The organism is Streptosporangium sp. NPDC000396 (assembly GCF_042898655.1).
GTDB lineage: Bacteria > Actinomycetota > Actinomycetes > Streptosporangiales > Streptosporangiaceae > Streptosporangium.
This window is the reverse complement of record NZ_JBIAZA010000051.1, coordinates 21,327-43,531: the sequence shown is the minus strand read 5'-3', so window position 1 is coordinate 43,531 and position 22,205 is coordinate 21,327. Positions and strand designations below refer to the sequence as shown.

Annotated in this window: 25 protein-coding genes; 17 read left to right on the top strand and 8 right to left on the bottom strand. The window is 68.6% G+C overall.

The genetic code is table 11. From position 1 onward, the window contains the following. Positions 1-2 precede the first annotated feature (2 nt). From ACFY2X_RS45225 to ACFY2X_RS45205, 5 genes are all read left to right on the top strand, one after another. Positions 3-1,418 (top strand): amidohydrolase family protein, encoded by a 1,416-nt coding sequence (locus ACFY2X_RS45225; RefSeq protein WP_389951022.1) that lies wholly within the window; start codon positions 3-5, stop codon positions 1,416-1,418. Beyond that, the gene (locus ACFY2X_RS45220; RefSeq protein ID WP_389951019.1) at positions 1,415-2,665 is read left to right on the top strand and encodes an MFS transporter; all 1,251 of its coding nucleotides are present in this window, start codon (positions 1,415-1,417) and stop codon (positions 2,663-2,665) included. The genes ACFY2X_RS45225 and ACFY2X_RS45220 overlap by 4 nt, the downstream gene beginning before the upstream one ends. Before the next feature lie 3 nt (positions 2,666-2,668). Beyond that, positions 2,669-3,382, top strand: a complete 714-nt coding sequence (locus tag ACFY2X_RS45215) for a fumarylacetoacetate hydrolase family protein (protein WP_389951017.1) — start codon at positions 2,669-2,671, stop codon at positions 3,380-3,382. Further along, positions 3,369-4,277: a polysaccharide deacetylase family protein gene (locus ACFY2X_RS45210; RefSeq protein WP_389951014.1), complete on the top strand. Its 909-nt coding sequence runs from the start codon at positions 3,369-3,371 to the stop codon at positions 4,275-4,277. Before ACFY2X_RS45215 ends, ACFY2X_RS45210 begins: the two co-directional genes overlap by 14 nt. Before the next feature lie 208 nt (positions 4,278-4,485). Further along, positions 4,486-5,148 (top strand): GntR family transcriptional regulator, encoded by a 663-nt coding sequence (locus ACFY2X_RS45205; RefSeq protein ID WP_389951012.1) that lies wholly within the window; start codon positions 4,486-4,488, stop codon positions 5,146-5,148. Positions 5,149-5,396: 248 nt separating this feature from the next. Here ACFY2X_RS45205 and ACFY2X_RS45200 read toward each other — a convergent pair whose 3' ends face one another. The 4 genes from ACFY2X_RS45200 to ACFY2X_RS45185 form a co-directional block, all read right to left on the bottom strand. Beyond that, positions 5,397-6,326, bottom strand: a complete 930-nt coding sequence (locus ACFY2X_RS45200; RefSeq protein ID WP_389951010.1) for a hypothetical protein — start codon at positions 6,324-6,326, stop codon at positions 5,397-5,399. A 5-nt stretch (positions 6,327-6,331) separates the two neighbouring features. Next, complete coding sequence (locus ACFY2X_RS45195; protein WP_389951009.1) at positions 6,332-6,655, bottom strand: hypothetical protein; 324 nt, start codon at positions 6,653-6,655, stop codon at positions 6,332-6,334. Then, positions 6,652-6,780, bottom strand: a complete 129-nt coding sequence (locus ACFY2X_RS45190; protein ID WP_389951006.1) for a hypothetical protein — start codon at positions 6,778-6,780, stop codon at positions 6,652-6,654. Before ACFY2X_RS45190 ends, ACFY2X_RS45195 begins: the two co-directional genes overlap by 4 nt. 135 nt (positions 6,781-6,915) lie before the next feature. Next, a complete protein-coding gene (locus ACFY2X_RS45185; protein ID WP_389951004.1) occupies positions 6,916-7,872 on the bottom strand; it encodes a GNAT family N-acetyltransferase in 957 nt (318 codons plus the stop codon). A 52-nt stretch (positions 7,873-7,924) separates the two neighbouring features. Here ACFY2X_RS45185 and ACFY2X_RS45180 point away from each other — a divergent pair, with 52 nt between their 5' ends. Continuing rightward, entirely contained in the window at positions 7,925-8,515 is a 591-nt protein-coding gene (locus tag ACFY2X_RS45180; protein ID WP_389951001.1) for a TetR/AcrR family transcriptional regulator, read from the top strand. Between the two features lie 4 nt (positions 8,516-8,519). Here ACFY2X_RS45180 and ACFY2X_RS45175 read toward each other — a convergent pair whose 3' ends face one another. Beyond that, positions 8,520-9,452 (bottom strand): NADP-dependent oxidoreductase, encoded by a 933-nt coding sequence (locus tag ACFY2X_RS45175; RefSeq protein WP_389950999.1) that lies wholly within the window; start codon positions 9,450-9,452, stop codon positions 8,520-8,522. A gap of 113 nt (positions 9,453-9,565) precedes the next feature. Between ACFY2X_RS45175 and ACFY2X_RS45170 the strand changes: the two genes are divergently transcribed. From ACFY2X_RS45170 to ACFY2X_RS45140, 7 genes are all read left to right on the top strand, one after another. Next, entirely contained in the window at positions 9,566-9,964 is a 399-nt protein-coding gene (locus ACFY2X_RS45170; protein WP_389950997.1) for a winged helix-turn-helix transcriptional regulator, read from the top strand. A gap of 143 nt (positions 9,965-10,107) precedes the next feature. Further along, positions 10,108-10,383, top strand: coding sequence for an FmdB family zinc ribbon protein (locus ACFY2X_RS45165; RefSeq protein WP_389950994.1), 276 nt, complete (start codon positions 10,108-10,110; stop codon positions 10,381-10,383). Between the two features lie 187 nt (positions 10,384-10,570). After that, the gene (locus ACFY2X_RS45160) at positions 10,571-11,218 is read left to right on the top strand and encodes an AmiS/UreI family transporter (RefSeq protein WP_389950992.1); all 648 of its coding nucleotides are present in this window, start codon (positions 10,571-10,573) and stop codon (positions 11,216-11,218) included. 116 nt (positions 11,219-11,334) lie between these two features. Further along, positions 11,335-12,582: a formamidase gene (gene fmdA / locus ACFY2X_RS45155; protein ID WP_389950989.1), complete on the top strand. Its 1,248-nt coding sequence runs from the start codon at positions 11,335-11,337 to the stop codon at positions 12,580-12,582. A gap of 293 nt (positions 12,583-12,875) precedes the next feature. After that, complete coding sequence (locus tag ACFY2X_RS45150) at positions 12,876-13,760, top strand: hypothetical protein (protein ID WP_389950986.1); 885 nt, start codon at positions 12,876-12,878, stop codon at positions 13,758-13,760. 103 nt (positions 13,761-13,863) lie between these two features. Next, positions 13,864-14,733 carry a hypothetical protein gene (locus ACFY2X_RS45145; protein ID WP_389950984.1) on the top strand — a complete coding sequence of 290 codons (870 nt, stop codon included), beginning with the start codon at positions 13,864-13,866 and terminating at the stop codon, positions 14,731-14,733. A 159-nt stretch (positions 14,734-14,892) separates the two neighbouring features. Beyond that, on the top strand, positions 14,893-15,753 hold the full coding sequence (locus ACFY2X_RS45140; protein ID WP_389950981.1) for a hypothetical protein: 861 nt from the start codon (positions 14,893-14,895) through the stop codon (positions 15,751-15,753). A 61-nt stretch (positions 15,754-15,814) separates the two neighbouring features. On the opposite strand, the gene ACFY2X_RS45135 is transcribed toward ACFY2X_RS45140, so the two are convergent. Next, the gene (locus ACFY2X_RS45135; protein WP_389950978.1) at positions 15,815-16,861 is read right to left on the bottom strand and encodes a YihY/virulence factor BrkB family protein; all 1,047 of its coding nucleotides are present in this window, start codon (positions 16,859-16,861) and stop codon (positions 15,815-15,817) included. 232 nt (positions 16,862-17,093) lie between these two features. Between ACFY2X_RS45135 and ACFY2X_RS45130 the strand changes: the two genes are divergently transcribed. After that, a complete protein-coding gene (locus ACFY2X_RS45130) occupies positions 17,094-18,059 on the top strand; it encodes a DMT family transporter (RefSeq protein WP_389950975.1) in 966 nt (321 codons plus the stop codon). Between the two features lie 239 nt (positions 18,060-18,298). Here the strand turns inward: ACFY2X_RS45130 and ACFY2X_RS45125 are convergent, their stop codons facing one another. Beyond that, positions 18,299-18,808: a VOC family protein gene (locus ACFY2X_RS45125; protein WP_389950972.1), complete on the bottom strand. Its 510-nt coding sequence runs from the start codon at positions 18,806-18,808 to the stop codon at positions 18,299-18,301. 72 nt (positions 18,809-18,880) lie between these two features. Here ACFY2X_RS45125 and ACFY2X_RS45120 point away from each other — a divergent pair, with 72 nt between their 5' ends. Further along, complete coding sequence (locus ACFY2X_RS45120; RefSeq protein ID WP_389950970.1) at positions 18,881-19,330, top strand: MarR family winged helix-turn-helix transcriptional regulator; 450 nt, start codon at positions 18,881-18,883, stop codon at positions 19,328-19,330. 194 nt (positions 19,331-19,524) lie between these two features. Beyond that, complete coding sequence (locus ACFY2X_RS45115; protein WP_389950968.1) at positions 19,525-19,746, top strand: hypothetical protein; 222 nt, start codon at positions 19,525-19,527, stop codon at positions 19,744-19,746. Here the strand turns inward: ACFY2X_RS45115 and ACFY2X_RS45110 are convergent. Continuing rightward, complete coding sequence (locus ACFY2X_RS45110; RefSeq protein ID WP_389950966.1) at positions 19,715-20,884, bottom strand: ROK family protein; 1,170 nt, start codon at positions 20,882-20,884, stop codon at positions 19,715-19,717. The two genes, ACFY2X_RS45115 and ACFY2X_RS45110, sit on opposite strands and share 32 nt — an antisense overlap. A gap of 79 nt (positions 20,885-20,963) precedes the next feature. Between ACFY2X_RS45110 and xylA the strand changes: the two genes are divergently transcribed. Then, positions 20,964-22,115 (top strand): xylose isomerase, encoded by a 1,152-nt coding sequence (gene xylA / locus ACFY2X_RS45105; RefSeq protein WP_389950964.1) that lies wholly within the window; start codon positions 20,964-20,966, stop codon positions 22,113-22,115. Positions 22,116-22,205: the final 90 nt, after the last annotated feature.

Genomic DNA, 22,205 nt, shown 5'->3' with positions numbered 1-22,205 from the left:
TCATGCGCCACCAACGACACGACCTACTCATCGTGGACACGTACCTGATCTCGATGGACCCCGACCTGGGGGACATTCCGCGCGCCGACATCCTCGTCCGCGACGGTCAGATCGTCGAAGTCGGCCCGCACGACGCGGTCCGCGAGATCGGCGACGTGCAGATCATCGATGCCGCCGGAACGGTGATCCTCCCCGGCTTCGTGGACACGCACTGGCACCTGTGGAACTCACTCCTGCGCGGCACGGTCGGCGACCGGCCCGGAACGGACTACTTCACCGTCAAACGCGCGCTCGCGCCGCACTTCGAGCTGGAGGACTTTTACTGGGCGGCCCGCCTCGGGCTGGCCGAGGCGATCAGCGGCGGCATCACCACGGTGCACAACTTCGACCACAACGTCCGCGGGCCTCAGGACGCCGACGCCAACATCCAGGCGCATCTGGACTCCGGTCTGCGTGGACGCTTCTCCTACGGGCACCCCGACTCGGCCGCGCCCGAAAACACGAACGACCTCGACGACCTGGTGGCGCTGCGGGCGCGCTGGCCCAGTGACCGCCTCGACGGCCGGCTGGACTTCGGCGTCGCCCTGCGCGGACCCTACCGAACTCCTCCAGAGGTGTACGAGCGCGAGTGGGAGACGGCACGGTCGCTCGGTCTGCCGATCACCATGCACTGCGATCGGTGTCTGCGCGAGGAGGGCTGCCGGTCCTGCGGCCTGGTCCGCCTCGAAGAACTCGGCCTGCTGGGCGAGGACGTGCAGGTCATCCACGCCGTACACGCCAGTGAGCAGGACATCCGGGCGTTGGCCCGCACTCGGACCCGGGTGTCGCTGAGTCCGATGACAGAGATGAGGACGATGGGGTTCCCGCTGCTCACGGAACTCCTCGAAGCCGGCGTGCAGGTCTCGCTCTCCCTGGACACGCTCGCCATGCCGACCAGTGCGGACATGCTCGGGCATCTGCGCACGATCATCTCGGTCGAGACCGCCCGAACCGGCTCCGGCACGGTCACACCGCGCAGGCTGCTCCAGCTGGCGACGATCGACGGCGCCAAGGACCTCGGGCTTCATGACAGCGTCGGTTCCATCACCCCCGGCAAACGCGCGGACATCGTGATCCTGCGCTCGTCCGACATCAATCTCGTCCCCTCCGGCGATCCGGTCGAGGCACTGGTCTACACGGGCCAGATCGACAACATCGACACCGTCATAGCCGACGGCCGAGTTCTCAAGCGACACGGCCGTCTCAAGCCCGCCGACGGAGAGGAGAACCCCGTCACCGTCGCCGCGATCCGCCGTGAGGCGCTGCTGCGCAGAGCCGCGGCGGCCGGCGACTGGCACCTGCCGACCCGCACCACCAGACAACCCGTCCCCGACCTTCTCGGATCCGTCGGCGACCCAGGTGAAGGGAGCCTGCAATGAGCGCCGCCCCAATCCCCCAAACCCTGCCCCCGCCGAGGGAGGCCTTGACCCCCAGCGCCGCGGTCGGGATGTTCGTCCTGCTGCTGCTGGCCTATGCCGTCAACGCCATGGACCGCATGGTCTTCCCGATACTGCTCGTTGAAGTGCGTGGTGAGTACGGCTTCAGTCTTGAGGCGGCCGGACTGCAGGCCACCGTGTTCGCCCTCGGGATGGGCCTGGCGGGCCTGCCCGCCGGATGGCTCCAGCGAACGCTGGGACGCAAGTGGACGATCGTCGCCGGCACCCTGGTTTTCTCGTTCGCGACCGCCCTGACCGCCGCCTCGACCGGGTTCATGGACATGTTGCTGTGGCGCGTGCTGTCCGGAGTCGGTGAGGCGCTCCAGCTCGCGGCGATCATCACTGTGGCCTCGAGCGCGTTCCCGGCCCGTCGGGGAGTGGCGATCGGCAGCATCAACGTGGCCTTCGCCGTCGGGTCGGTCATCGGCCCGGCGCTCGGCAGCGGTCTGCTGGAGAGTTACGGCACCTGGCGGGCGCCGATGCTCGCGTACGGCGCCATCGGCGTCGCCCTCGCGATAGCCGTCCTGCTCCTGGTGTCGCCTCGGCTCACCGAGCTCGACTCGTCGGCGGGCTCGACCTTGCACATCGGTGGCGCGGGCACGCTTCTCTCCCGCAACCCCCTCGTACTCGCCGTCATCACCGTGCTTTTCGGCCTCACCGACTTCGCGTTCATCGGCCTGTACGCCAGCTATCTGCGTGGGCAGTTGGACTTCGCCCCCAGCGGGGCCGGGTTCGTCGTCGGACTGTCCGGACTGGCGGCGTTCGCCTCTCCGCTCGGCGGCTATCTGGCCGACCGGATGAGCCCCCGGATTCTGCTGCCGGCGCTCAACCTCGGTGTCGCGGCGTGCGGATGCGCTCTGTTCCTCGGACCCGGCTCGGCGGCCTGGCAGGCGCCTTTCTCGTTCCTGTTCGGGCTCTTCGCGAGCAGCGGCCTTTACGTGGCCGCGGCCAGCTATCTCGTCAAGTCCGTCAGCAGTGAGGCCGTAAGCCGCGCGGCAGGGTTGTTCGTCGCCTGCATCTATGTCGCCGCCGGCCTCGCCGGGCTGCTGTTCAGCAGTTTGATCGCAGCCGCCGGCTGGATCACGGCGGCCATGGTGCAGATCGTCGGCTTCTCGGCGCTCGGCGCCGTCCTGGCCCTCATCCTGCGTCCGCACCTGTTCAGCAAGGCCAACACACCTCAGGATCACTGACCCATGACCACACCCATGCTCTGGCACCTCCCTCGGATCACCGTCCCCGTCAGCGGAAGGCCCGAGTCCTTTCCCGTCCGACGCGTCTACTGTGTCGGGCGCAACTATCTCGACCACATCCGGGAGATGCAGGAGGGCAGCGAACGAGACGACCCCTTCTTCTTCCAGAAGCCGACGGACGCCGTCGTTCCCGACGGCTCCGCCATCCCCTATCCGCCGCAGACCGACGACCTTCAGTTCGAAGGCGAACTGGTCGTCGCCATCGGTGCGACCGGGTCCGGCGTCAGTCCGCAGGACGCGCCGGGACACATCTTCGGGCTCGCCGCCGGCATCGACCTGACCCGGCGCGACCGGCAGCGTGACTGCCGCGACATGGCGCGCCCCTGGGAGGCCGGCAAGTCCTTCGATCACTCGGCGCCCTGCGGCCCCATCCTCCCCATCGAGGAGGCTGCTTCGACTCTGTCCGGGGAGCTGCGGCTGAGCGTCAACGGCCGTCAGCGGCAGCACACGAGCCTGAGCCTGATGATCTGGAACGTTCCGGAGATCATCAGCCACCTGTCCCACTCCTACCGGCTGATGCCCGGTGATCTGATCTACACCGGCACGCCCGCCGGGGTCGCCGCCGTCCACCGCGGTGACCAGATCCGGGTTGAGATCACCGGCCTGCCCACCCTGACCGTGACCATCAGTGAGGGAGACACCTGTGCGTCCCAGTGAACGGCTTGAGTACGACCCCATCGAGGGCCGCCCCAGACTTGCCCTGCCTGGTGGCAAGCGAATGGTGGTGTGGGTCATCGTCAACGTGGAGACCTGGTCCGACACCGACCCCATGCCCCGGACCGTTCTCACCCCGCCGGCGGGCGGCATTCCCGCCCCGGACATCCCCAACTGGGCCTGGCACGAGTACGGCAACCGCGTCGGCTTCTGGCGCATGCTGCGATCGCTGGACCGTCAGGGGGTGCGGGCCTCGCTGGCGATCAACGGCCAGGCCGTCGAGCACTATCCGCAGATCGCACGGGCGGCGCGCGACCGGGGGTGGGAGTTCATCGGCCACGGGTTCACCCAGAAGAACATGCAGAAGGTCGAGGACGAGCGGGCCGACATCCGGGCCACCACCCGGGCGATCGAGTCCGCGTTCGGTGTCCGGCCCCGGGGCTGGCTGGGGCCCGGACTGACCGAGACCTGGGAGACGCCGGACATCCTCGTCGAAGAGGGATACGAGTACGTGTGTGACTGGGTCCTTGACGACCAGCCTGTGGAACTGGCCACCCGGACCTCGCCCATCGTGAACATTCCCTACACCCAGGAGTGCAACGACGTCGCGATGATGCTGATCCAGCATCATCCGGCACGTGAGTACTTCCAACGGGCGGTCGACCAGTTCGACCAGCTCCACAAGGACTCCGCCGAGTCCGCCCGGGTCATGGCCCTGGTCGTTCACCCTTACATCATGGGCGCGCCGCACCGTCTGAAGTACTTCGAGCAGGCCCTGCAGCACATTCGCGCCCACGAGGACGTCGAGTTCTGGACCGGTGAGCAGATTCTCGACTGGTACCGGCAGGCCCGTCCCGCACCGTCATCCCTGGAACCAGACTCTTTGGTCGTGCGTTAGCCTCGGCGTTCCGCTTCGGAGGGCGGCCTGGGGAACGGACCGGGAGCAGTCTCGGCGCCGTGCCTCAGGCCGGCTCGACCCGCCGTGCCACCTGGACCGGCCGGACGTCTACGGCGTTGCCCAGCTTCGGTTCCGGCCTGCCGGATTCATTTCGGCAGTGCTTCCACGGCCACCCCGGCCGAATTGTATGCAGCGTATACTTAAGCCCATGGCCATCCCTTCCGGACCCCAGCCCGGCAGCGCCAACGCGGTGTATGCGGCGCTGCGCCATCGGTTCTCAAGCGGCGAATACGCACCAGGCCAGCGACTGACCGAGACGGCTCTGGCCGCAGACCTGGGAGTCAGCCGGACGCCGGTGCGCGAGGCGATCGGAAGGCTGCTGACCGAAGGGCTGGTCGTCCCGGCCGCACGGGGGGTCGCAGTCGCGGCGCTGACGTCGAAGGAGGCGGAGCACCTGTTCGTGCTGCGCGCCGATCTCGAGGCGTTGGCCGCGGAACTGGCCGCCACCCGGCAGATGCTGGGCCAGCTCGCCCCGGCCGAGGTCGACGCGCTGGACCAGGCCGTGGACCAGGTCGAGGTCGCGGTGAAGGCACAGGACGCCCGCGCCTCCGCACAAGCGAATCTGGCTCTGCACCGTGCCATCGGGGCAGCGGCGGGCAATCCCTTCCTCGAAGACGCCCTGCATCGCGTGTGGGACCGGATCGCGGTCACGACCGTGGCCAACCTGGACGACCCACACTGGGCCGGTGCGATCACCGACCAGCACCGTGCCATCGTCGCCGGAATACGCGCCGGAGATCCGGAGACCGCCCGGCGCGCCGCCAAGGCGCACATCGAGGCAGCCGGCCGCGCGTATCAGCCGCTCGTCTAGCGATCGTTGGTCATGGCCTTCGGGCGCGTCCACGATCTTCCTGAGCCGTGGCTGTCAGAGCCGGCCCGTCGGCTGGTGCACCTTGAGCCGCTGTACGCCTTCGTCGGCGACGACCCTCCCCTTGTCTCCATGGAGGCGCTGTGTCCCGCCGATCTCCGAAAAGCGGGAATCGCGATGCCCGATCCCGGGCCGGGATCACCCTGGCCGGCGTCCTCTCACGGATCGGCGCACGATCCGGCGGACAGCTTCTAGCTGGGGTCGAAATGCGGGCCGGGGATGAACTTATCGGCTTTGTGGTCGTACGCGCCCTCGATGAAGCGGCGATGAATCCCACCGGGAAAGGTGACCGTTTCCTGGGCGTCACCCCTGGCGAAGCCACCTCGAACGCGAATGTAGAGGGTGTAGCGGCCCCTGGAGTACTCATCCGCGATCTCCTCGTCGAGGGAGGTGTAGACCCGGTCGCCCGGATGGTACGGGCGGACGCCCTGCTCGAAGAGCCGGTCCAGGGAGGCCGGGGTGCCGTGGTACACACGGCCCTCCTCGGTGCGCCACCGGTTGCCCGGCCGGCGAAGTTCCTCGGCCAGGACGTCGTCCACGGGCGTGTGCCTGTCCGCGGCGACCGCCAGGTAGTCGGGCTCCGACCCGGCCTGCGGCGTACGGCCGGGCCCGCGCCGCAGCCCGGCGACTCGCCCGGTGTCGGCCCGGCGCACCCGGGACGTCCTGAGCAGGCTGGTGAGGATGCGCCCGACGTGGCTCAGGGCGTTGCGGAGCATGGCACTGAACCGCGTGGCGATTTCCTTCAGCCGAGGGAGCAGGTGTGGAGCGAAGGTGACCACGGCGCCGGCGGCGACCGCGACCGCCGCCAGCAGACCGCCGGCCCACTTGATGATGGCCGTCGAGACGCGCAGGCTGTCGGCGGCCGTGGTGAGGCGGCCGGCGAGGTCGGTCGCCTGGGGTACGGCGCCGTCGCGGCTGGTCATGTGGGCATGCAGGGTGTCCGTGGCTAGACCCTGGTTGGAGCCGGCCAGCCGGTAGGCCTGCCCGCCCGCGTGGGCCAGCAGCCGGTGATGGGCGGCCGCCCGGTCCAGCTCGCCGATGTGCTTGTCGAGCAGGGTGGTGTCGGGCAGCGGGGGGACATCGAGCAGGCTGAGGCCGCTGGCGACCGCCGGCTCGCTCATCAGGCTCATGCCTCGAACAGCCCCGCCGGCGTGTCCCTCATCGTGCTGGCGCGCTCGGCCTCCCTGTTCCGCTCGGCCATGACGACCTGGCCGTCGCCGACGTGACGCAGATTGGCGCCGAGCCGTTCGCACTCGTCCAGCAGGTTGCGCCTCAGCCGCAGGTAGGGGCCGGAGAACTCCTCGTACGGCAACGGAGCCTCCTCGCCCCACTCGCTTCGCAGCCCGGCGACGAAGTCGGCATGCTCGTCCGCCAGCTTTCCGAAGGCGTGTCCGGAGGCGGACCGGCTGTGGGCGTCGATCACCACCCCGTCGCGCGGTCCCCAGGTCACCTGTCCTCCGACCGGCGCGGCATCTCGTCGAGCGACACGGTGAGCCGTTCGGAGTCGCGTATGGACTGGACCTCCGGTTCGTCTTCGCCGGTCTCGCGCACGTCGTGCCCGCTGGGGTCAGCCATGCGACACCTCCCCGCACCCATCTATTCGATCACGATAGATGGTAGGACGACGTCGACTTGGTGATCACCCCGGTCGCCGTCCTGTCACGAATCAGTACATGATCCGCCAGACAGACGTTACCCGCCGGCCAGACTTCAGCGGTCGTCGTCCCAGGAAAGAGCGGTCATCCGCCAGCCCTCCGGCGTGCGCAGGAAGTGGATGCTCTTCGTCCCGGCTCCGGTGAACGGCGTGCCGTTGTGAATGCCGCGCTTACGGTAGCGGCCCAGTCGTTGCGCGACGTCGCCGAAGATCTCCGTGCGCTCCCAGATCTCCTCTTCGGAGAACTCGGTGAGCTCGCCCGAGGCCAGCAGCTTCTGCCGTGGCTCGACGAACGAATCCAGGTCGTAGACCTCCTGCTGCGACCCGCCCCTGACGATGATCCCACCCGGGACGAAGAGCCGGTGGATCGCACCGACGTCCGGGCGGGCACCGCCCGCGTTGGTGAACAGCCGGAAGAAGGCGGCCGTCAGCTCGTCGATCTCGGCCTTGTCGGCGGCGGCCCGTGCGCCCCGGGCGCGCCACTCGTCGGCGAGCACCGACCAGACCGCGAGGTCGACGCGCCGGTCCCCGGACAGGAAGGCCTGCCGCAGGGTGCCGTCGAGGGTCATGCCCAGCCGCTTGGCGACGTTGATGCTGCGCACGTTGTCGGCGTTGGTCCGCCATTCGACGCGCTGGATGCCGCGCTCGTTCACCGCCCAGTCGATGATCCGCTCGGCGGCGCGGGTGATCAGCCCGTTTCCCTCCGCGCCGGGTTCGAGCCAGCAGCCCGCCTCGCAGACGCCCAGCGCGGTGTCGAACGACACGAACAGCACGCCGCCGACGAGCGTGCCCTCCAGCCAGATCCCCCAGATGCCGCCCGCGTCCTGCGCCCGTTTGTCGGCGTAGCGCTGCAACAGCGCGCGGGCCCCGGTGAGGTCGGTGGCGCGGAACGACGATCCCACCCACGGTGAGATGTGCTCGCGGGCCCGGTCGAGATGGGAGAGGAACTCCTCGGCCAGCCAGGGCTCAAGGGGCCGCAACTCGGCGCGAGCGGTGAGGGGAAGGGAGAACATAGGGCCTCCGAGCGCGTTCATAACAAACGTTCGGTATGTACCCTAATAGGTCATGAGCCCTCCGCGCACCGACCACGAAGCCCGGCGTCAGGACGTCTCCGAGGCGGTCTGGCGGGTCCTCGCCGAACACGGGTTCGCCGGCCTCACCCTGCGCGCGGTCGCGGCGGCCCTGGGGGCTTCCACCGGGCTCGTCACGCACTACTTCGCGGGCAAGCACGAGCTGATCGCCCACGCCCTCGACATCCTGGAAGCGCGCACGCAGCAGCGCCCGCGCCTGCGGGCGCCCGCGGCCGGGCTGGCCGCGCTGCGCACCCACATGCTCAACATCCTCCCGCTGACACCGGAGGGCGCGGCGATGAACCGGATCTGGGTCGCCTCCTGGGATGTGGCCCTCTCCGATCCCGCGCTCTTCACCGCGCAGACCACCCGCTACGAGCGCATCCGCGCGGGGCTGTACACCGCGATCGAAGACGCGCAGCGTCTGGGCGAGCTGCCCGCCCAGGCCGATCCGCGGCGGCTGGCCACGACCGTGCTGTCCTTCACACACGGCCTGGTGGTGCAGGCGCTCTTCGACCCGGAGAGGTTCCCGCCGGATCACCAGGTCGAGCTCGTCGACGACTTCCTCGCCACGCTCACCCGCTGACGCGTCACGGGACCAGGACGATCTTGCCCGTGGTGTGGCGGGCCGAGATCAGCTCGTGCGCCTTGGCCGCCTCGGCCAGCGGCAGCACCTGGCCGACATGCACCTTGAGCCGCCCGGTCTCCACCAGGGTGGCCAGCTGGGCCAGGTCGGCCGCCGAGGGACGCACGTTCTGCACGGCGAGCCGTACCCCCTGTTCGGCCGCGGCCTCCGGGGTGATGCCGAGGTTGCTGCCGACGGCCCCGACAAGCACGCCGCCGGGCTTGAGGACGGCGGCCGAACGCGGCCCGTACTCGCCTCCGACCAGATCGAGCACCACGTCCACCGGCCCGGCCTCCGCGACGAAGTCCGCGGTGGTGTGGTCGATCAGTGTGTCCGCGCCGAGTCCGCGGAGGAAGTCGTGCTTTTCGGCTCGGGCGGTGCCGATGACGTGCGCTCCTCCCGCCTTGGCGATCTGGACGGCCAGATGACCGACACCGCCGGCGGCGGCGTGGATGAGCACCCGCTGGCCCGCGCTGACGCGTGCGAGGCCGACCAGCGCCTGCCAGGCGGTCAGACCGGCCAGCGGCAGCGCGCCCGCCTCCTCCATGGTCAGCCCGGTGGGCTTGTGGATGATCTCGTTGGGCGAAGCCAGCACGTAGTCGGCATAGGCGTTGCCGGCGCCGGGGAACGCGAGCAGGCCAAGGACCTCGTCACCGGGGGCGAACGCGGACACGCCGGGTCCCGCGAGCTCGACCACTCCCGCGACGTCCCAGCCGATGGTGTACGGCGGCTCGCCGAGCAGCGGATAGGCTCCGGACCGGACGGCCCCGTCGACCGGGTTGACTCCGGCGGCCCCGACCTTGATCAGAACCTGTCCGTAACTCGGTTCCGGCCGGTCGACGTCGACGACCTTGAGCACGGACGGGTCGCCGAAAGCGGACTGGGTGATGGCACGCATCTTGCTCTCCTCGGTTGGGGCACCTTGTCGAGATCAATCGTGGCCGGAACGGTATCTATTTGTAAGAAGGCACTTCTAGGGTATATAGGTACCTCATGGATACCACCCCTGTTATGGGAGAATTCGGCGTCGTTGACGCGTACCTGAGAGAGTGCGCCTCGCGGACCGTCCTGGAAGCCATCGCCAACAAGTGGACCTGCCTGGTGGTGGACACCCTGCAGGCCGGTCCGGTCCGGTTCGGCGCGCTGCGCCGCCGGCTCGACGGGATCACCCAGAAGAGCCTCACCCAGACGCTGCGAAACCTGGAACGCGACGGGATGGTGATCCGTACCGTCTATCCGACGATCCCACCCAGGGTGGAATACGAGCTCAGCGAGCTGGGGCGGAGCGTGGCCGCGCTGATGGAGGGAATCAGGCGCTGGTCCGAGGAGCACCTGATCGAGATTCTGGACGCTCGCGACGTCTACGACCTTCGCGCGGCCGAGGAGCCCGAGCCCGTGCGGGCGCACTGAGCCCCGGTCGCGGCCGGGGGCCTTGACATGGCGAGTCAGGTTCCGATACTCCGGAACTGTGGGTCCAGCTGACATGGATTCACGGTGTCGCCGGCCAGGGAGCCGGGAATCTCCGCTCTCTGACGGGCGAGGTGGAGGTGCCCATGGCGACCTATGAATATATTTGTCCGAATTGTGGGCTTTTTGAGGTGCATCTCGCGATAGGAACCGCACCGGCCTCTCGCCACTGTTCCACATGCGAGCGCGACGCCCGCCGTGTCTTCTCCCCGCCGAACTTCTCTTCGACGCATCCCTCGCTGTCCGCCGCGCTCGATCGCGACGAACAGAGCCGGGACGCGCCCGAGGTCGTCTCCAGCGTGCCCCGTCGGCGGCGCCCGCGGCCGCCGCACCCGGCGCTGGCGCGCCTGCCTCGACCATGAGTGGCGAAACGCACAACAACACATTCACGTACGTCCGAACCTGCGACGCCTGACGCCTGGCGAAAGCTGACGCTCGGATGCGGCCACGGTCAGCACGGTCTGGGCACGGCCGTGCCACCGGATGGCGTACGCGGATCACGCTGCCCAACTGAACAGCCCATCACAGACACAAGGGGGTGTGTCATCGATGGGAGTCGTCGGACTGCTTTATGTCGGCGCGGTGCTCTTCATCAACGGGCTGATGCTTCTGGGGAGGATCGATCCACGAGCGGCGGCCATCCTCAACCTCTTCGTCGGGACGCTGCAGGTGATCACACCCACCGTGCTGATCATCACTGCCGGCAACAGACCGGACGTGATCCTCGGCGCGTCGGGGATCTTCCTGTTCGGCTTCACCTATCTGTATGTGGGGATCGGCCTGCTCGGGGGGTTCGACAGCACCGGGATCGGCTACTTCTCGCTGTTCGTGGCCATCATGGCGCTGGGCTACTCGTTCGCCAACTACCGGCTCCTCAACGACAAGCCGTTCGCGGTCATCTGGCTCTACTGGTCGTTCCTGTGGCTGCTGTTCTTCCTGTTGCTCGGCTTGAAACACGAACACCTCACCACCTACACGGGCTGGGTGACGGCGATCGAGGGGTGGGTCACCGCGGCCATCCCGTCATATCTCCTGCTCACCGGCTACTGGCAGCGCTGGAACCAGGACCTTCTCGCGATCGTCCTGGTCGTGTTCGGCCTGGTGGTGTTCGGCGGGCTGTGGGTGCTGACGAGAAAGGGGGGAGCGGTCCCCACTCGGGCGGGTCCCGCAGGTGGAGAGACCATCACCGCTCATTAGGCCGGTCCGAGGCTCTCCGCCGACCTGGCGGGAAGCCGAGGCCGGCGAGCCGGGGAGGAGGTGGTGCCGCTTTCCGTGCTCGACCACTGCGTGCCTGATCAAGAGAAGGAGTCGTCATGCCAGAAGTCGTGTTCAGAGTGGACCAGTCGAAGTCGATGCGCGACCAGGACGTACCAGGTCATAACAGATGGCATCCGGACATTCCCGTGGCCGCCATGGTGCGGCCTGGAGATGAGTTCCGCGTCGAGTGCCGTGAGTGGACCGATGCTCAGCTGCACAACAGCGACACGGCCAACGACGTGCGAGACGTCGACCTCACCCACGCGCACATGCTGAGCGGGCCCATCGGGGTCGAGGGGGCGGAACCGGGCGATCTCCTGGTGATCGACATCCTCGACCTCGGGCCGGTCCCCCAGGAGATCGGCGACGCGCCGGGACAGGGATGGGGCTACACCGGCATCTTCGCCAAGGTGAACGGTGGGGGCTTCCTGACCGACTACTTCCCGGACGCCTACAAGGCCATCTGGGATTTCCACGGCGTCCAGGCGACGTCCCGCCACCTGCCCGGTATCCGTTACAGCGGTATCACCCACCCGGGCCTGTTCGGCACGGCGCCGTCGGCGGAGCTGCTCGCGAGCTGGAACCAGCGGGAGCAGGCTCTCATCGACACCGACCCCGACCGGGTCCCGCCGCTGGGTCTGCCGCCGCTGCCCGACAACACCCTGGCCGGGACGGCGACCGGCGAGGTGGCGGACCGCATCGCCCGGGAGGGCGCCCGGACCGTGCCCGCGCGGGAGAACGGCGGCAACCACGACATCAAGAACTTCACTCGCGGATCGCGCGTCTTCTACCCCGTTTACGTCAAGGACGCCAAGCTCTCCGGCGGAGACCTGCACTTCAGCCAGGGAGACGGGGAGATCACCTTCTGCGGCGCGATCGAGATGGGTGGATTCATCGACTTCCACGTCGAGCTCATCAAGGGAGGGATGGAGAAGTACGGCATCAGCACGAACCCGGTCTTCATGCCGGGCAACGTCGAACCGCGTTACTCGGAGTTCCTCACGTTCATCGGAGTGTCGGTCGACCACGACACGAACACCAACTACTACCTCGACGCGACGGTGGCCTACCGCCGGGCCTGCCTCAACGCCGTCGAGTACCTCAGGAGGTGGGGTTACACGGGCGAGCAGGCCTATCTGCTCCTGGGCTCGGCGCCCATCGAGGGGCGGATCAGCGGGATCGTCGACATCCCGAACGCCTGCTGCTCGCTCTACCTGCCTACAGCGATCTTCGACTTCGACGTGCGCCCGAACGCGGAGGGGCCCGTCCGTCAGGATCGCGGGCAGTGCGCCGTGACATCCTGATCGGCGAGGCGTGGCCGAATGCGGGGGCGGTGGCCCACACCTCCACCGCCCCCTGCTTGATCCTGCCAAATCGATCATCCCGCCGTGTGCCGTTTGCTCGACCTCAAGGCCGAATGTTGACCATGCTACGTTGAACGAAGTATGGTCCTCGTCATGCCGAGAGGATCATCAGAGGCCGGCGAGCCGATGCATTTCATCCTGGCCGTGTTCCTGGGCGGTCCGTGCCACGGGCATGTGATCTTGAAGGGCGTCGCCGAGCTCTTCCGGGGGCGCGTCCTGAGAGCGTCCTGCTCATGACGGTCCTCGAACGGCGCTACCGCCGGCTGCTTCTGGCCTACCCCCGCGAATACCGGTCCGCTCACGGTGACGAGCTCCTCGACCTTCTGCTCGACACCGCCGAACCCGGTAGCTCGCTGCCGTCGCTCAAGGAGGCGGCCGGACTGCTCGCTGGAGGGGTGCGCACCCGAGTGACGCGCGGGGGCCGGGAACCCGCCTGGGTCGAAGGGATGCATCTGGGGGTCACGGCCCTGACCATCGCCAACCTGGCGGTGCTGGTGCCGTACGCGCGTCTCCTGCCGCTGTGGGTGGCGCTGTCCGCGCTCGCCGTGATCGCCGTGCTGCGCGGGTGGGTACGGCCGGCGCTCCCGCTCGTGCTGATCACCGGTGTCAAGGCCGGCGCCCTGGCCACGGCCACGCCCCTGCTGGACCACACCCTCCTGCCGGTCTTTCCCGACTTCCTCGTCACCAGTGCCCTCTACTCCACCGGCGGGCTCTTCAGTGCGGTCGTCGGTCATGCGCTCGCCTTCACCGGCCTGCTGGCCCTGGCCGCCCGCGGGCGGCCCGGCCGCCCGCGATCGTGGTGCTGGCTGCTGGCGGTTCCGCTGGTCGCGGCGGCCGACCCGGAATGGATGGGCTACACGGAGGGAGCGGCCCTGCCACTGACCAGGATCCTCGTGGAGGGCGCGCTGCTCGGCACGGCCGTGTGGGCCGGTCACCTGGCGCGCGACCTCCGCTGGGCGCTGGCCTCGGCGATCTACCTGCTCGCGGCGTCGGTCCCGTTCGCCGAGAACCTTTCCGAGCTTTCCGTTCAGGACGAGGCCTACTGGGCCCTCCTCGCCTTCCTCACCCTGTTCGCCGCGATCGTGCCGTACGGCCGGCGCAGGCACGCCCTCCACTGAACTTTTCCTGACACCGGTTCCTGACAAAACCGGTCTGACACCAGGCGACGTCGACCCGCGACGCGCGCCCTCCTTTCCCTGCCTTCTCACAGGAGCGACACCCATGTTCGCAAGATCTACCGTTGTCGTCGCGCTCTCGCTGGCCGTGCTCACGGCATGCGGCTCGGAACCCGCGCCCGCCCCGCGACCGGCCGCGGCCCCCACCCCGAACAAGGCGTCGCAGGCCGCGCGGCAGGTGGAAAGGATCAAGGCCGACTGCATGAAGCAGAAGGGCTTCACCTACACCCCGTTCGTCCAGCCGCCGGAGAAGGAGTCCGAGACGGAGCGGAGGGCGGAGCAAGGCGACTACGCGGCGATGAAGGAGTTCCGTGCGAAGTACGGCTTCCGGGTCTTCGCCGCCCACGTCTATCCCAACGACCCGGCGTCGGGCGCCTTCGTCAGGGAAGCGATCGCCCCCGATCCCAACGACCGCTATCGGACCGCCCTCAACGACACCCAGCTCGAGGCCTACCAGGAAGCGGAGGATGCCTGCTTCGCCAAAGGCATGCAGAAGGTGCTGCACAAGAAGGTGTCCTCGCTCTTTGAACTGGTCACACAGCTCCACGAGAGATCGGAGCAGATCGAGGAGCGGGAGCTCGACGGCGATCCCCGGCTCGTGGAACTGGCGGTGTCCTTCGGCGACTGCCTCAAGGCCAAGGGCTACCCGGTGACCTCCCTCAAGCCGACCGCGATGGAGGACCGCGGGCAGGAGGCGTTCCGCGATGAACGGAAGGCTATGAAAGAAAAGTTCGGTCCGAGCGAGAACAGCAACTTGCCCAATCTCAAACCTGACCAGGCCCGGCCGTACCTCGTGAAGGAGATCAAGGCCGCGCTCGACGACCTGGAGTGCGGCAAGGACTTCTACGCCGTCTACGCGCCCAAGAAGCAGGAGATCCGGCTGCGGGTGCGGGCGGAGTTCGGCGAGACCATCTGACAGGGAGAGCGGGCGGCTTTCCCGCCGCGCCGTACGGCCGGCGCGGCCAGTGCGAGCACCCTCCTCACCGGCCTTCTCCTGACATCGGTTCCTGACACCAGGCGACGTCGACCGCGACGCGCGCCCTCTTTTCCCTGCCTTCTCACAGGAGTGCCATCCATGTTCGCAAGATCCGCCGTTGTCGTCGCGCTCTCGCTGGCCGTGCTCACGGCATGCGGCTCGGAACCCGCGTCCGCGCCGGTCGCGGCGCCCACTCGAACTCAAGGCGACGTCGCGCAGAACGCGTGGCGGATGGAGAGGATCAAGGCCGACTGCATGAAGCAGAAGGGCTTCACCTACGTCCCGTTCGTCATGCCGCGGCAGAAGCAGTCCGAGACGGAGCGGAGGGCGGAGCAAGGCGACTACGCGGCGATGAAGGAGCTCCGTGCGAAATATGGCTTCAAGGTCTTTGCCCGCTTCATCTACCCCGGCGACCCGCAGGCGGGCGACATAACCAGGGAGATGTTCCCCGTCGATCCCAACGAACGGATCCAGGACGCGCTCAACCTGACTCAGATCAACGCCTATGACAACGCTCAGAAGGACTGCACCGTCAAGGCCGCGCAGGAGGTGGTGCACAAGAAGGTGACCTCGCAACTGGATCTGGACAACCAGCGCTTCAAAAAGCTCGATCAGGTGATGGGGCGGGAGCTCGACGGCGATCCCCGGCTCGTGGAACTGGCGGCGCCCTTCGGCGACTGCCTCAAGGCCAAGGGATATCCGGTGACCTCCCTCAAGCCGACCGTGATGGCCGTCAGCAAACAAAGGGCGGAGGCGATCTTCCTGGAGGCGAAGAAGCTCGGTCGGGGGAAAAGACACGAAGACCTGTCTCATCTCGCCCCCGAACAGCTCCGGCCGTACCTCGTGAAGGAGATCAAGACCGCGCTCGACGACCTGGAGTGCGGCAAGGACTTCTACGCCGTCTACCTGCCGAAGAAACAGGAGATCGAGCAGCGGGTGCAGCGCGAGTTCGGCTCCTGATGACAGCGTGAGCGGACGCCCAGGAAGGCGCCCGGCGCCCTGCGGCGGCAGGTGGCACCGCCTACTTCTTCTCCTCGTCGAACTTCCGGGTGTCGCGGGGTTCGACGTAGGGCTCCTCGTCGGCCGGCCGGCCTTCCCGTACGGCACGCTCGCGGGCGAGTTCGGCGTCGAACTCGACCCCGAGCAGGACGGCGATGTTGGAGATCCACAACCAGATCAGGAAGACGACCACCCCGGCGAGGGCCGCGTAGGTCTTGCTGTAGGAGCCGAAGTTGGCCACGTAGAACCCGAAAACGGCGGAGGCGGCGATCCACAGGAGGACGGCGAGCGTGCTGCCGGGGGTGATCCAGCGGAACCCGGGATGCTCGACGTTGGGGGCGGCCCAGTACAGCAGGGCCAGGACCAGGATCACCATGATCACCAGGATTGGCCATTTGACGATGCCCCAGATCGTGATCGCCGTATCGCCGACCCCGAGGAGCCTCCCGGCCCGCTCGGCGAGCCCGCCGGTGAACACGACCGCGACCGAGCCGATCGCCGCCAGGATCACCAGGACGGCGGTGATGGCCAGGCGCAGCGGCAGGGTCTTCCAGATGGGCCGGCCCTCGGGCATCTCGTACACGATGTTGGCGGCCCGCATGAACGCTCCGACGTAACCGGAGGCCGACCAGAGCGCGACGGCGATACCCAGGATCGCCGCGATTCCGGCGGCACGCTGGCTGCTCTGCAGGGCCTGGAGCGCGGCATCGAGGGTCTGCCGGGCGGGCCCGGGGGCGACGGCGCCCAGGTTGTCGATGAGGGACTGGGTGGCCGACTGGCCGAACAGGCCGAGCACCGAGATCACGGCCAGCAGCGCGGGAAAGATCGACAGCATCGCGTAGTAGGTGAGGGCGGCGGCCCAGTCGGTGAGGTTGTCGTCCTGAAACTCCTTGGCCGTCCGTTTGAGCACGCTCCACCATGACCTTTTGGGCAGCTCGGCCGGGCTCTCGGGCGCCGTCTCGCTCTCCGGCACGCGGCCGGTGGCCGCCTCTTCTCCGGCGGTGGCCTCGGCCCGCCACATGTCTTCCTGTCGCCGATGCGGCCCCACTCCGGTAGGAAACTCACTCATCGAGGTCTCCAAAGGTTGCGCGTCCTCGCTTGGAGTCGGCGCTACCCTCCCCGGCCGGGTGAATCCGCGAATCAACCTAAATCCCGCTAAAAGTCTCACCCCATCAGCCGTGCGGCCGGAGGCCGGACGGTCCGGCGCAGAGGCCGGACGGGTCGGCCCGGAGACCGGATGGGCGGTTCGCAAGCCGGATATTTCGGTGCATGGCGAACTATTGAGGTCCTAAGGTTCGAATATGGAACAGACCACCACTTCAGAGGCCCGTGCCGACCGTCGGGCGCTCGCGGCGGCGGCCGTCACGGTGCTGCTGTGGGCTTCCGCGTTCGTCGCCATCCGCAGCGCCGCGCAGTATTTCGCCCCCGGAGCCCTGGCCCTGGGCCGGCTGCTGGCGGGCTCGGTCGTTCTCGGGCTCATCTGGCTGGTGCGACGTGAAGGGCTGCCGCCACGTGCCGCGTGGCCCGGCATCCTGGGCTCGGGGATCCTGTGGTTCGGCCTCTACATGGTGGCCCTGAACTGGGGAGAGCAGGAGGTGGACGCGGGCACCGCCGCGATGGTCGTCAACATCGGCCCGGTGCTCATCGCGCTCCTCGGCGGCTGGCTGCTCAAGGAGGGGTTCGCGCCCCGGTTGCTGGCCGGGATGGCGGTCTCGTTCGCCGGCGCCGTCGTGGTGGGGGTCTCCATGTCCGACGGGGGCCGGGCGTCGGTCGTCGGCGTCCTGCTGTGCCTGCTCGCCGCCGTCACCTACGCCGGTGGTGTGGTCTGCCAGAAGCCCGCGCTGCGGCACGCCTCGGCGTTGCAGGTCACCACCTTCGGCTGCTTCGTCGGCACGGCGGCCTGCCTGCCGTTCGCGGGCCAGCTGGTGACCCAGGTCGCGAGCGCCCCGCTGCCGGCGGTGTTGAACGTCGTCTACCTGGGCGTCTTTCCGACGGCCCTGGCGTTCACCACCTGGGCGTACGCGCTCGCCCGCACCACCGCCGGGAAGATGGGCGCCACGACCTACGTCGTTCCGGCCCTGGTGGTCGTGATGGCCTGGGCGCTCCTCGGGGAGGTTCCGGGCTGGCTGACCCTCGTCGGCGGCCTGCTGTGCCTCGCCGGCGTGGCCGTCTCCCGAGGACGGGGAAAGCCGGAGGGCGGCCGTGGACGAGGTGACCGGCGCCGGGCCCCCGCCGAGTCGTCAGCCTCCCGTTCCGTACAGCATTAGCCGGTGGAACTCCGGGTCGGGGCCCGTCCGGGGACTTGGAGCGTTTTCGACGGGTTGTGCGGTCGTCATCTGGTCGAACGTGATCCGCTCTGGAAGGTGTCGCCACTTCTCGCGCTTCTCTTCCGCCACGGCGCCTCCTCGTGATCCTTTTCTCCCACTTTACCGGATCGTGACTTTCGTGGGCGGAAATCGTCTGGCTCATTCCGGCCGGGGTGGAGGCCCCCATGTGGCCGGGACGGTCAGGCGGGGATCGACACGCCCACGCCGCCCCGGGTCCGCGCGCCGTACCGCTCCTTCTCCTTGGCGATGTCGAGGGGCTTGATGTCGCCGCGCCCGCCCAGCACCTCCTCGGTGATCAGGTCGGCCGGGACCAGCCAGGACACCTCGAACTCCAGACCGTCGGGGTCCTTGGCGTACAGGGCCTTGGTGGTGGAGTGGTCGGAGGCGCCGACCAGGGCGTTCAGCTCGCCGAGCTTGAGCGCGATCCGCTCCAGCTCCTCCAGCGTGTCGATCTCCCAGGCCAGGTGATAGAGCCCGACGGTGGAGCGCCCGGCGCCGGAGGGGCCGGCCTGGGCGCCGATCTCGAACAGGCCGAGGTCGTGGTCGTTGCTGGAGCCGGAGGCCTGTAGGAAGGCCGCGCCCCGCATGCCCATGACGACCTTGAAGCCGAGGGCCTCCCGGTAGAAGGCGACGCTGCGCTCGACGTCGCGCACGAACAGGACCGCGTGGTTGAGGCGCTGGATCGGCATGCTTCCTCCATAAAACTTGAACTCTCAAGTACTCTATCCTCGAATACTTGAGAGTTCAAGTAAGCTGTGTCCGTGACGCGATGGCTGGACGATGACGAGCAGCGTGCATGGCGTGCGTTCATGGGAGCCACGCAGCTCGTCCACGAGGAGCTGGACCGGCAGCTGCAACGCGATTCCGGCATGCCGCACGCCTACTACGCGACGCTGGTGAAGCTGTCGGAGGCGCCGGGCCGCATGATGCGGATGAGCGAGCTCGCGGTGGAGGTCGGCTCCTCGCAGAGCCGGCTCTCCCACGCGGTGGCCCGGCTGGAGGAGCGCGGCTGGGTGCGGCGCGAGCCGTGCGCGGCCGACAAGCGCGTGAGCTGGGCGGTGCTCACCGACGAGGGGTTCGCGGCGCTCGCCACGGCGGCGCCCGGACATGTCGAGGCCGTACGGCGGAGCCTGTTCGACCTGCTCGACCCCGAGCAGGTCCGACAGCTCACCGAGATCTGCACGGCGGTGCTCAGGAAGGGCGCCCCCTGAGTCCCGCGAAGGCGGCCTCCCCGTCTCGGGAAGCCCTCGGGAGGCTCGCGGGAAGCCTCGGGAGCCTCGGAAGGCCCCGGGAAGCCTCGGGGCCCCGGGAAGAAGGATCTTTCCCAGCGGGCCGTGAAGCCGACCGCCGGTTGTTCGTCGTACCGTTTCCCCCGACCAATTCGACTCAACAGGGGGATGCGGACATGGCGGAGGCTTCTCTGATCCAGGCGAACACCGAGCACGAGGCGAATCGCATGCTCTTCCGGATCGTCCACGAGATCGCGGTGGCATACGCCGGCGCGGACATGCCCCAGGTGGTCGCCGCACTTCGCGGGCGGCTGGTCGACGTGCCGGGCCTGGACGACGACGGGCTCCGGCGGATCGCCGAGGAGATCAGCGTGGGGCGAGACCCGTCTGGGTTGTAGTCACGTAGGTCCCCGGATCGGCGATGATCCGGTGGATGACCTGCCCGGCGGCGCCCAGGGTCGCGGCGTCGACGCCGAGCCGGGAGACCGTGAGCTCGGGGACGGCGCGGCGCATCCTGGCCAGCCGGGCGGTCATCGTCTCGCGAGCCGGGGCGTGGACCCAGGGGAACAGCGGGGCGAAGATCCCGCCCAGCACGATCGTCCCGGGGTCCATCAGGTGGACCGCCGAGGTGAGGACGATGCCGAGCGCCTGCCCGGCGCGCTCGCAGGCGCGTAGCGCGCGTTTCTCGCCCGCCTGGAGGTGCGTCAGGAGATCGGGCATCCGAGCCAGGCCGGCGGCTCGCAGGAGGGCCTTCTGGTCCGCGTACTGCTCCAGGCATCCCTGCCCGCCGCAGCGGCAGGCGGGGCCGTCGGGAGAGACGATCATATGGCCCAGCTCCCCGGCGAAGCCGTGGGCGCCGCGGAACAGCCTGCCGTCGATCACCAGGCCGGCGCCGATGCCGATCTCTCCGGACACGCGAAGGAAGTCGAGGGGACCGGAGCCGAACCAGAGCTCGCCCAGCGCGGCGAGATTCGCCTCGTTCTCCACGGTCACGGGGAAGTTCAGCAGGTCGCCGACGCGGACGTTGCTCCAGCCGAGGTTCGGGGCGGTGCAGAACAGCCCGCCGGTCACGGGGCCGGGGACGGCGAGGGCGGATCCGGCGATGACAAGCCCGGCCGAACGTGCTTCATCCACAGCCCTGTGGGCAAGTTTCTGCAGGTGAGCAAGAGTTTCCACAGGAGAGGCGACCTGGTTGTCCACAGCCTGTGTATGACTGACCCGTACTGCGAGCGTGAGATCCACGACGCAGACGGACAGGTAGGCGACGCTGACCTCCAGGCCGAGCGCCGCGACCCGGCCCCCGCTGAGGCTGACCGCCCTTCCCGGACGCCCGCGCTCGCCGTCCCTGAGCGCATCCGACTCCGCGACCATGCCCGCGTCGAGCAGGTCGCCGACCATCTTGGACACCGTGGTCTTGGTCAGCCCGGTGATCTCGGCCAGCGCCGCCCGGGTGATCGGCCCGTTCCGGTGGACCTCGCCGAGGACCACGCCGAGGTTGCGGGCGCGCATCGAATCGTGGCGTACGGGCTGCGTCATGGAACCCCCCACTCCTTGACGATCCCACCATCCCTGTCCACGTTAAGTCCATAACGTGGATTAAATTGGAGAATCGCAGATGAGCGACTACATCCCCAATCCCGAAGACCGTTTCACCTTCGGGCTGTGGACCGTGGGCTGGCAGGCCCGCGACCCCTTCGGGGACGCGACCCGGCCCCCGCTGGATCCGGTGGAGAGCGTCCACCGGCTCGCCGAGCTCGGCGCCTACGGCGTCAGCTTCCACGACGACGACCTGCTGGCCGTCGAGCACGACCGTGACAGGGCCGTCGAGCGGTTCAGGAAGGCACTGGCCGAGACCGGGATGAAGGTCCCGATGGCCACCACCAACCTGTTCACCCACCCGGTCTTCAAGGACGGCGCGTTCACGAGCAACGACCGTGACATCCGCCGCCACGCCCTTCGCAAGGTGATCCGCAACCTCGACCTGGCCGCCGAGCTCGGCGCCGCCACCTACGTCTGCTGGGGCGGCCGCGAGGGCGCCGAGTCCGGGGCCGCCAAGGACGTCAGGGCCGCGCTCGACCGCTACAAGGAGGCCATGGACCTGCTGACCTCCTATGTGATCGACCGGGGATACGACATCAGGTTCGCCATCGAGCCCAAGCCGAACGAGCCGCGTGGCGACATCCTGCTGCCGACCATCGGTCACGCCCTGGCCTTCATCAACGAGCTGGAGCATCCCGAGCGGGTCGGTCTCAACCCGGAGGTCGGCCACGAGGAGATGTCCGGGCTCAACTTCGCGCACGGCGTCGCGCAGGCGCTCTGGCACGGCAAGCTGTTCCACATCGACCTCAACGGCCAGCACGGTCCGAGATACGACCAGGACCTCGTCTTCGGCCACGGTGATGTGATCGGCTCGTTCTTCCTGGTGGACCTGCTGGAGAACGGCGGCTACGACGGCCCCCGGCACTTCGACTACAAACCGCCGCGCACCGAGGACGCCGAGGACGTCTGGGTCTCGGCCACCGCCAACATGCGCACCTACCTGATCCTGAAGGAGAAGGCCAAGGCCTACCGCGCCGATCCGGAGGTCGCCGAGGCGCTGGCCGCGAGCAGGGTAGCCGAGCTGGCCGAGCCCACGCTGGCCCCCGGCGAGACACCGGCCGACCTGGCCCGCGACGACTTCGACCTGGAGGAGGCCGCCGCACGCGGCTTCCACTTCTCCCGCCTGAACCAGCTCGCCCTGGAGCACCTCCTCGGAGTCCGCGGATGACGCTCGTGGCCGGGACCGGCTCGCCGCCCTGAAGCCGCGAGGCGGTGCTCACGGACGCCGGGTGGCCGGGTTCTCAGGGATCGGTCAGGG

Excerpts from the sequence above, each read along its gene's own strand:
- ACFY2X_RS45225 (WP_389951022.1), top strand. The coding sequence starts at position 3 with ATGCGCCACCAACGACACGACCTACTCATCGTGGACACGTACCTGATC.
- ACFY2X_RS45220 (WP_389951019.1), top strand. The coding sequence starts at position 1,415 with ATGAGCGCCGCCCCAATCCCCCAAACCCTGCCCCCGCCGAGGGAGGCC.
- ACFY2X_RS45215 (WP_389951017.1), top strand. The coding sequence starts at position 2,669 with ATGACCACACCCATGCTCTGGCACCTCCCTCGGATCACCGTCCCCGTC.
- ACFY2X_RS45205 (WP_389951012.1), top strand. The coding sequence starts at position 4,486 with ATGGCCATCCCTTCCGGACCCCAGCCCGGCAGCGCCAACGCGGTGTAT.
- ACFY2X_RS45200 (WP_389951010.1), bottom strand. The coding sequence starts at position 6,326 with ATGAGCGAGCCGGCGGTCGCCAGCGGCCTCAGCCTGCTCGATGTCCCC.
- ACFY2X_RS45190 (WP_389951006.1), bottom strand. The coding sequence starts at position 6,780 with ATGGCTGACCCCAGCGGGCACGACGTGCGCGAGACCGGCGAAGACGAA.
- ACFY2X_RS45185 (WP_389951004.1), bottom strand. The coding sequence starts at position 7,872 with ATGTTCTCCCTTCCCCTCACCGCTCGCGCCGAGTTGCGGCCCCTTGAG.
- ACFY2X_RS45180 (WP_389951001.1), top strand. The coding sequence starts at position 7,925 with ATGAGCCCTCCGCGCACCGACCACGAAGCCCGGCGTCAGGACGTCTCC.
- ACFY2X_RS45175 (WP_389950999.1), bottom strand. The coding sequence starts at position 9,452 with ATGCGTGCCATCACCCAGTCCGCTTTCGGCGACCCGTCCGTGCTCAAG.
- ACFY2X_RS45170 (WP_389950997.1), top strand. The coding sequence starts at position 9,566 with ATGGGAGAATTCGGCGTCGTTGACGCGTACCTGAGAGAGTGCGCCTCG.
- ACFY2X_RS45165 (WP_389950994.1), top strand. The coding sequence starts at position 10,108 with ATGGCGACCTATGAATATATTTGTCCGAATTGTGGGCTTTTTGAGGTG.
- ACFY2X_RS45160 (WP_389950992.1), top strand. The coding sequence starts at position 10,571 with ATGGGAGTCGTCGGACTGCTTTATGTCGGCGCGGTGCTCTTCATCAAC.
- fmdA (WP_389950989.1), top strand. The coding sequence starts at position 11,335 with ATGCCAGAAGTCGTGTTCAGAGTGGACCAGTCGAAGTCGATGCGCGAC.
- ACFY2X_RS45150 (WP_389950986.1), top strand. The coding sequence starts at position 12,876 with ATGACGGTCCTCGAACGGCGCTACCGCCGGCTGCTTCTGGCCTACCCC.
- ACFY2X_RS45145 (WP_389950984.1), top strand. The coding sequence starts at position 13,864 with ATGTTCGCAAGATCTACCGTTGTCGTCGCGCTCTCGCTGGCCGTGCTC.
- ACFY2X_RS45140 (WP_389950981.1), top strand. The coding sequence starts at position 14,893 with ATGTTCGCAAGATCCGCCGTTGTCGTCGCGCTCTCGCTGGCCGTGCTC.
- ACFY2X_RS45135 (WP_389950978.1), bottom strand. The coding sequence starts at position 16,861 with ATGAGTGAGTTTCCTACCGGAGTGGGGCCGCATCGGCGACAGGAAGAC.
- ACFY2X_RS45130 (WP_389950975.1), top strand. The coding sequence starts at position 17,094 with ATGGAACAGACCACCACTTCAGAGGCCCGTGCCGACCGTCGGGCGCTC.
- ACFY2X_RS45125 (WP_389950972.1), bottom strand. The coding sequence starts at position 18,808 with ATGCCGATCCAGCGCCTCAACCACGCGGTCCTGTTCGTGCGCGACGTC.
- ACFY2X_RS45115 (WP_389950968.1), top strand. The coding sequence starts at position 19,525 with ATGGCGGAGGCTTCTCTGATCCAGGCGAACACCGAGCACGAGGCGAAT.
- ACFY2X_RS45110 (WP_389950966.1), bottom strand. The coding sequence starts at position 20,884 with ATGACGCAGCCCGTACGCCACGATTCGATGCGCGCCCGCAACCTCGGC.
- xylA (WP_389950964.1), top strand. The coding sequence starts at position 20,964 with ATGAGCGACTACATCCCCAATCCCGAAGACCGTTTCACCTTCGGGCTG.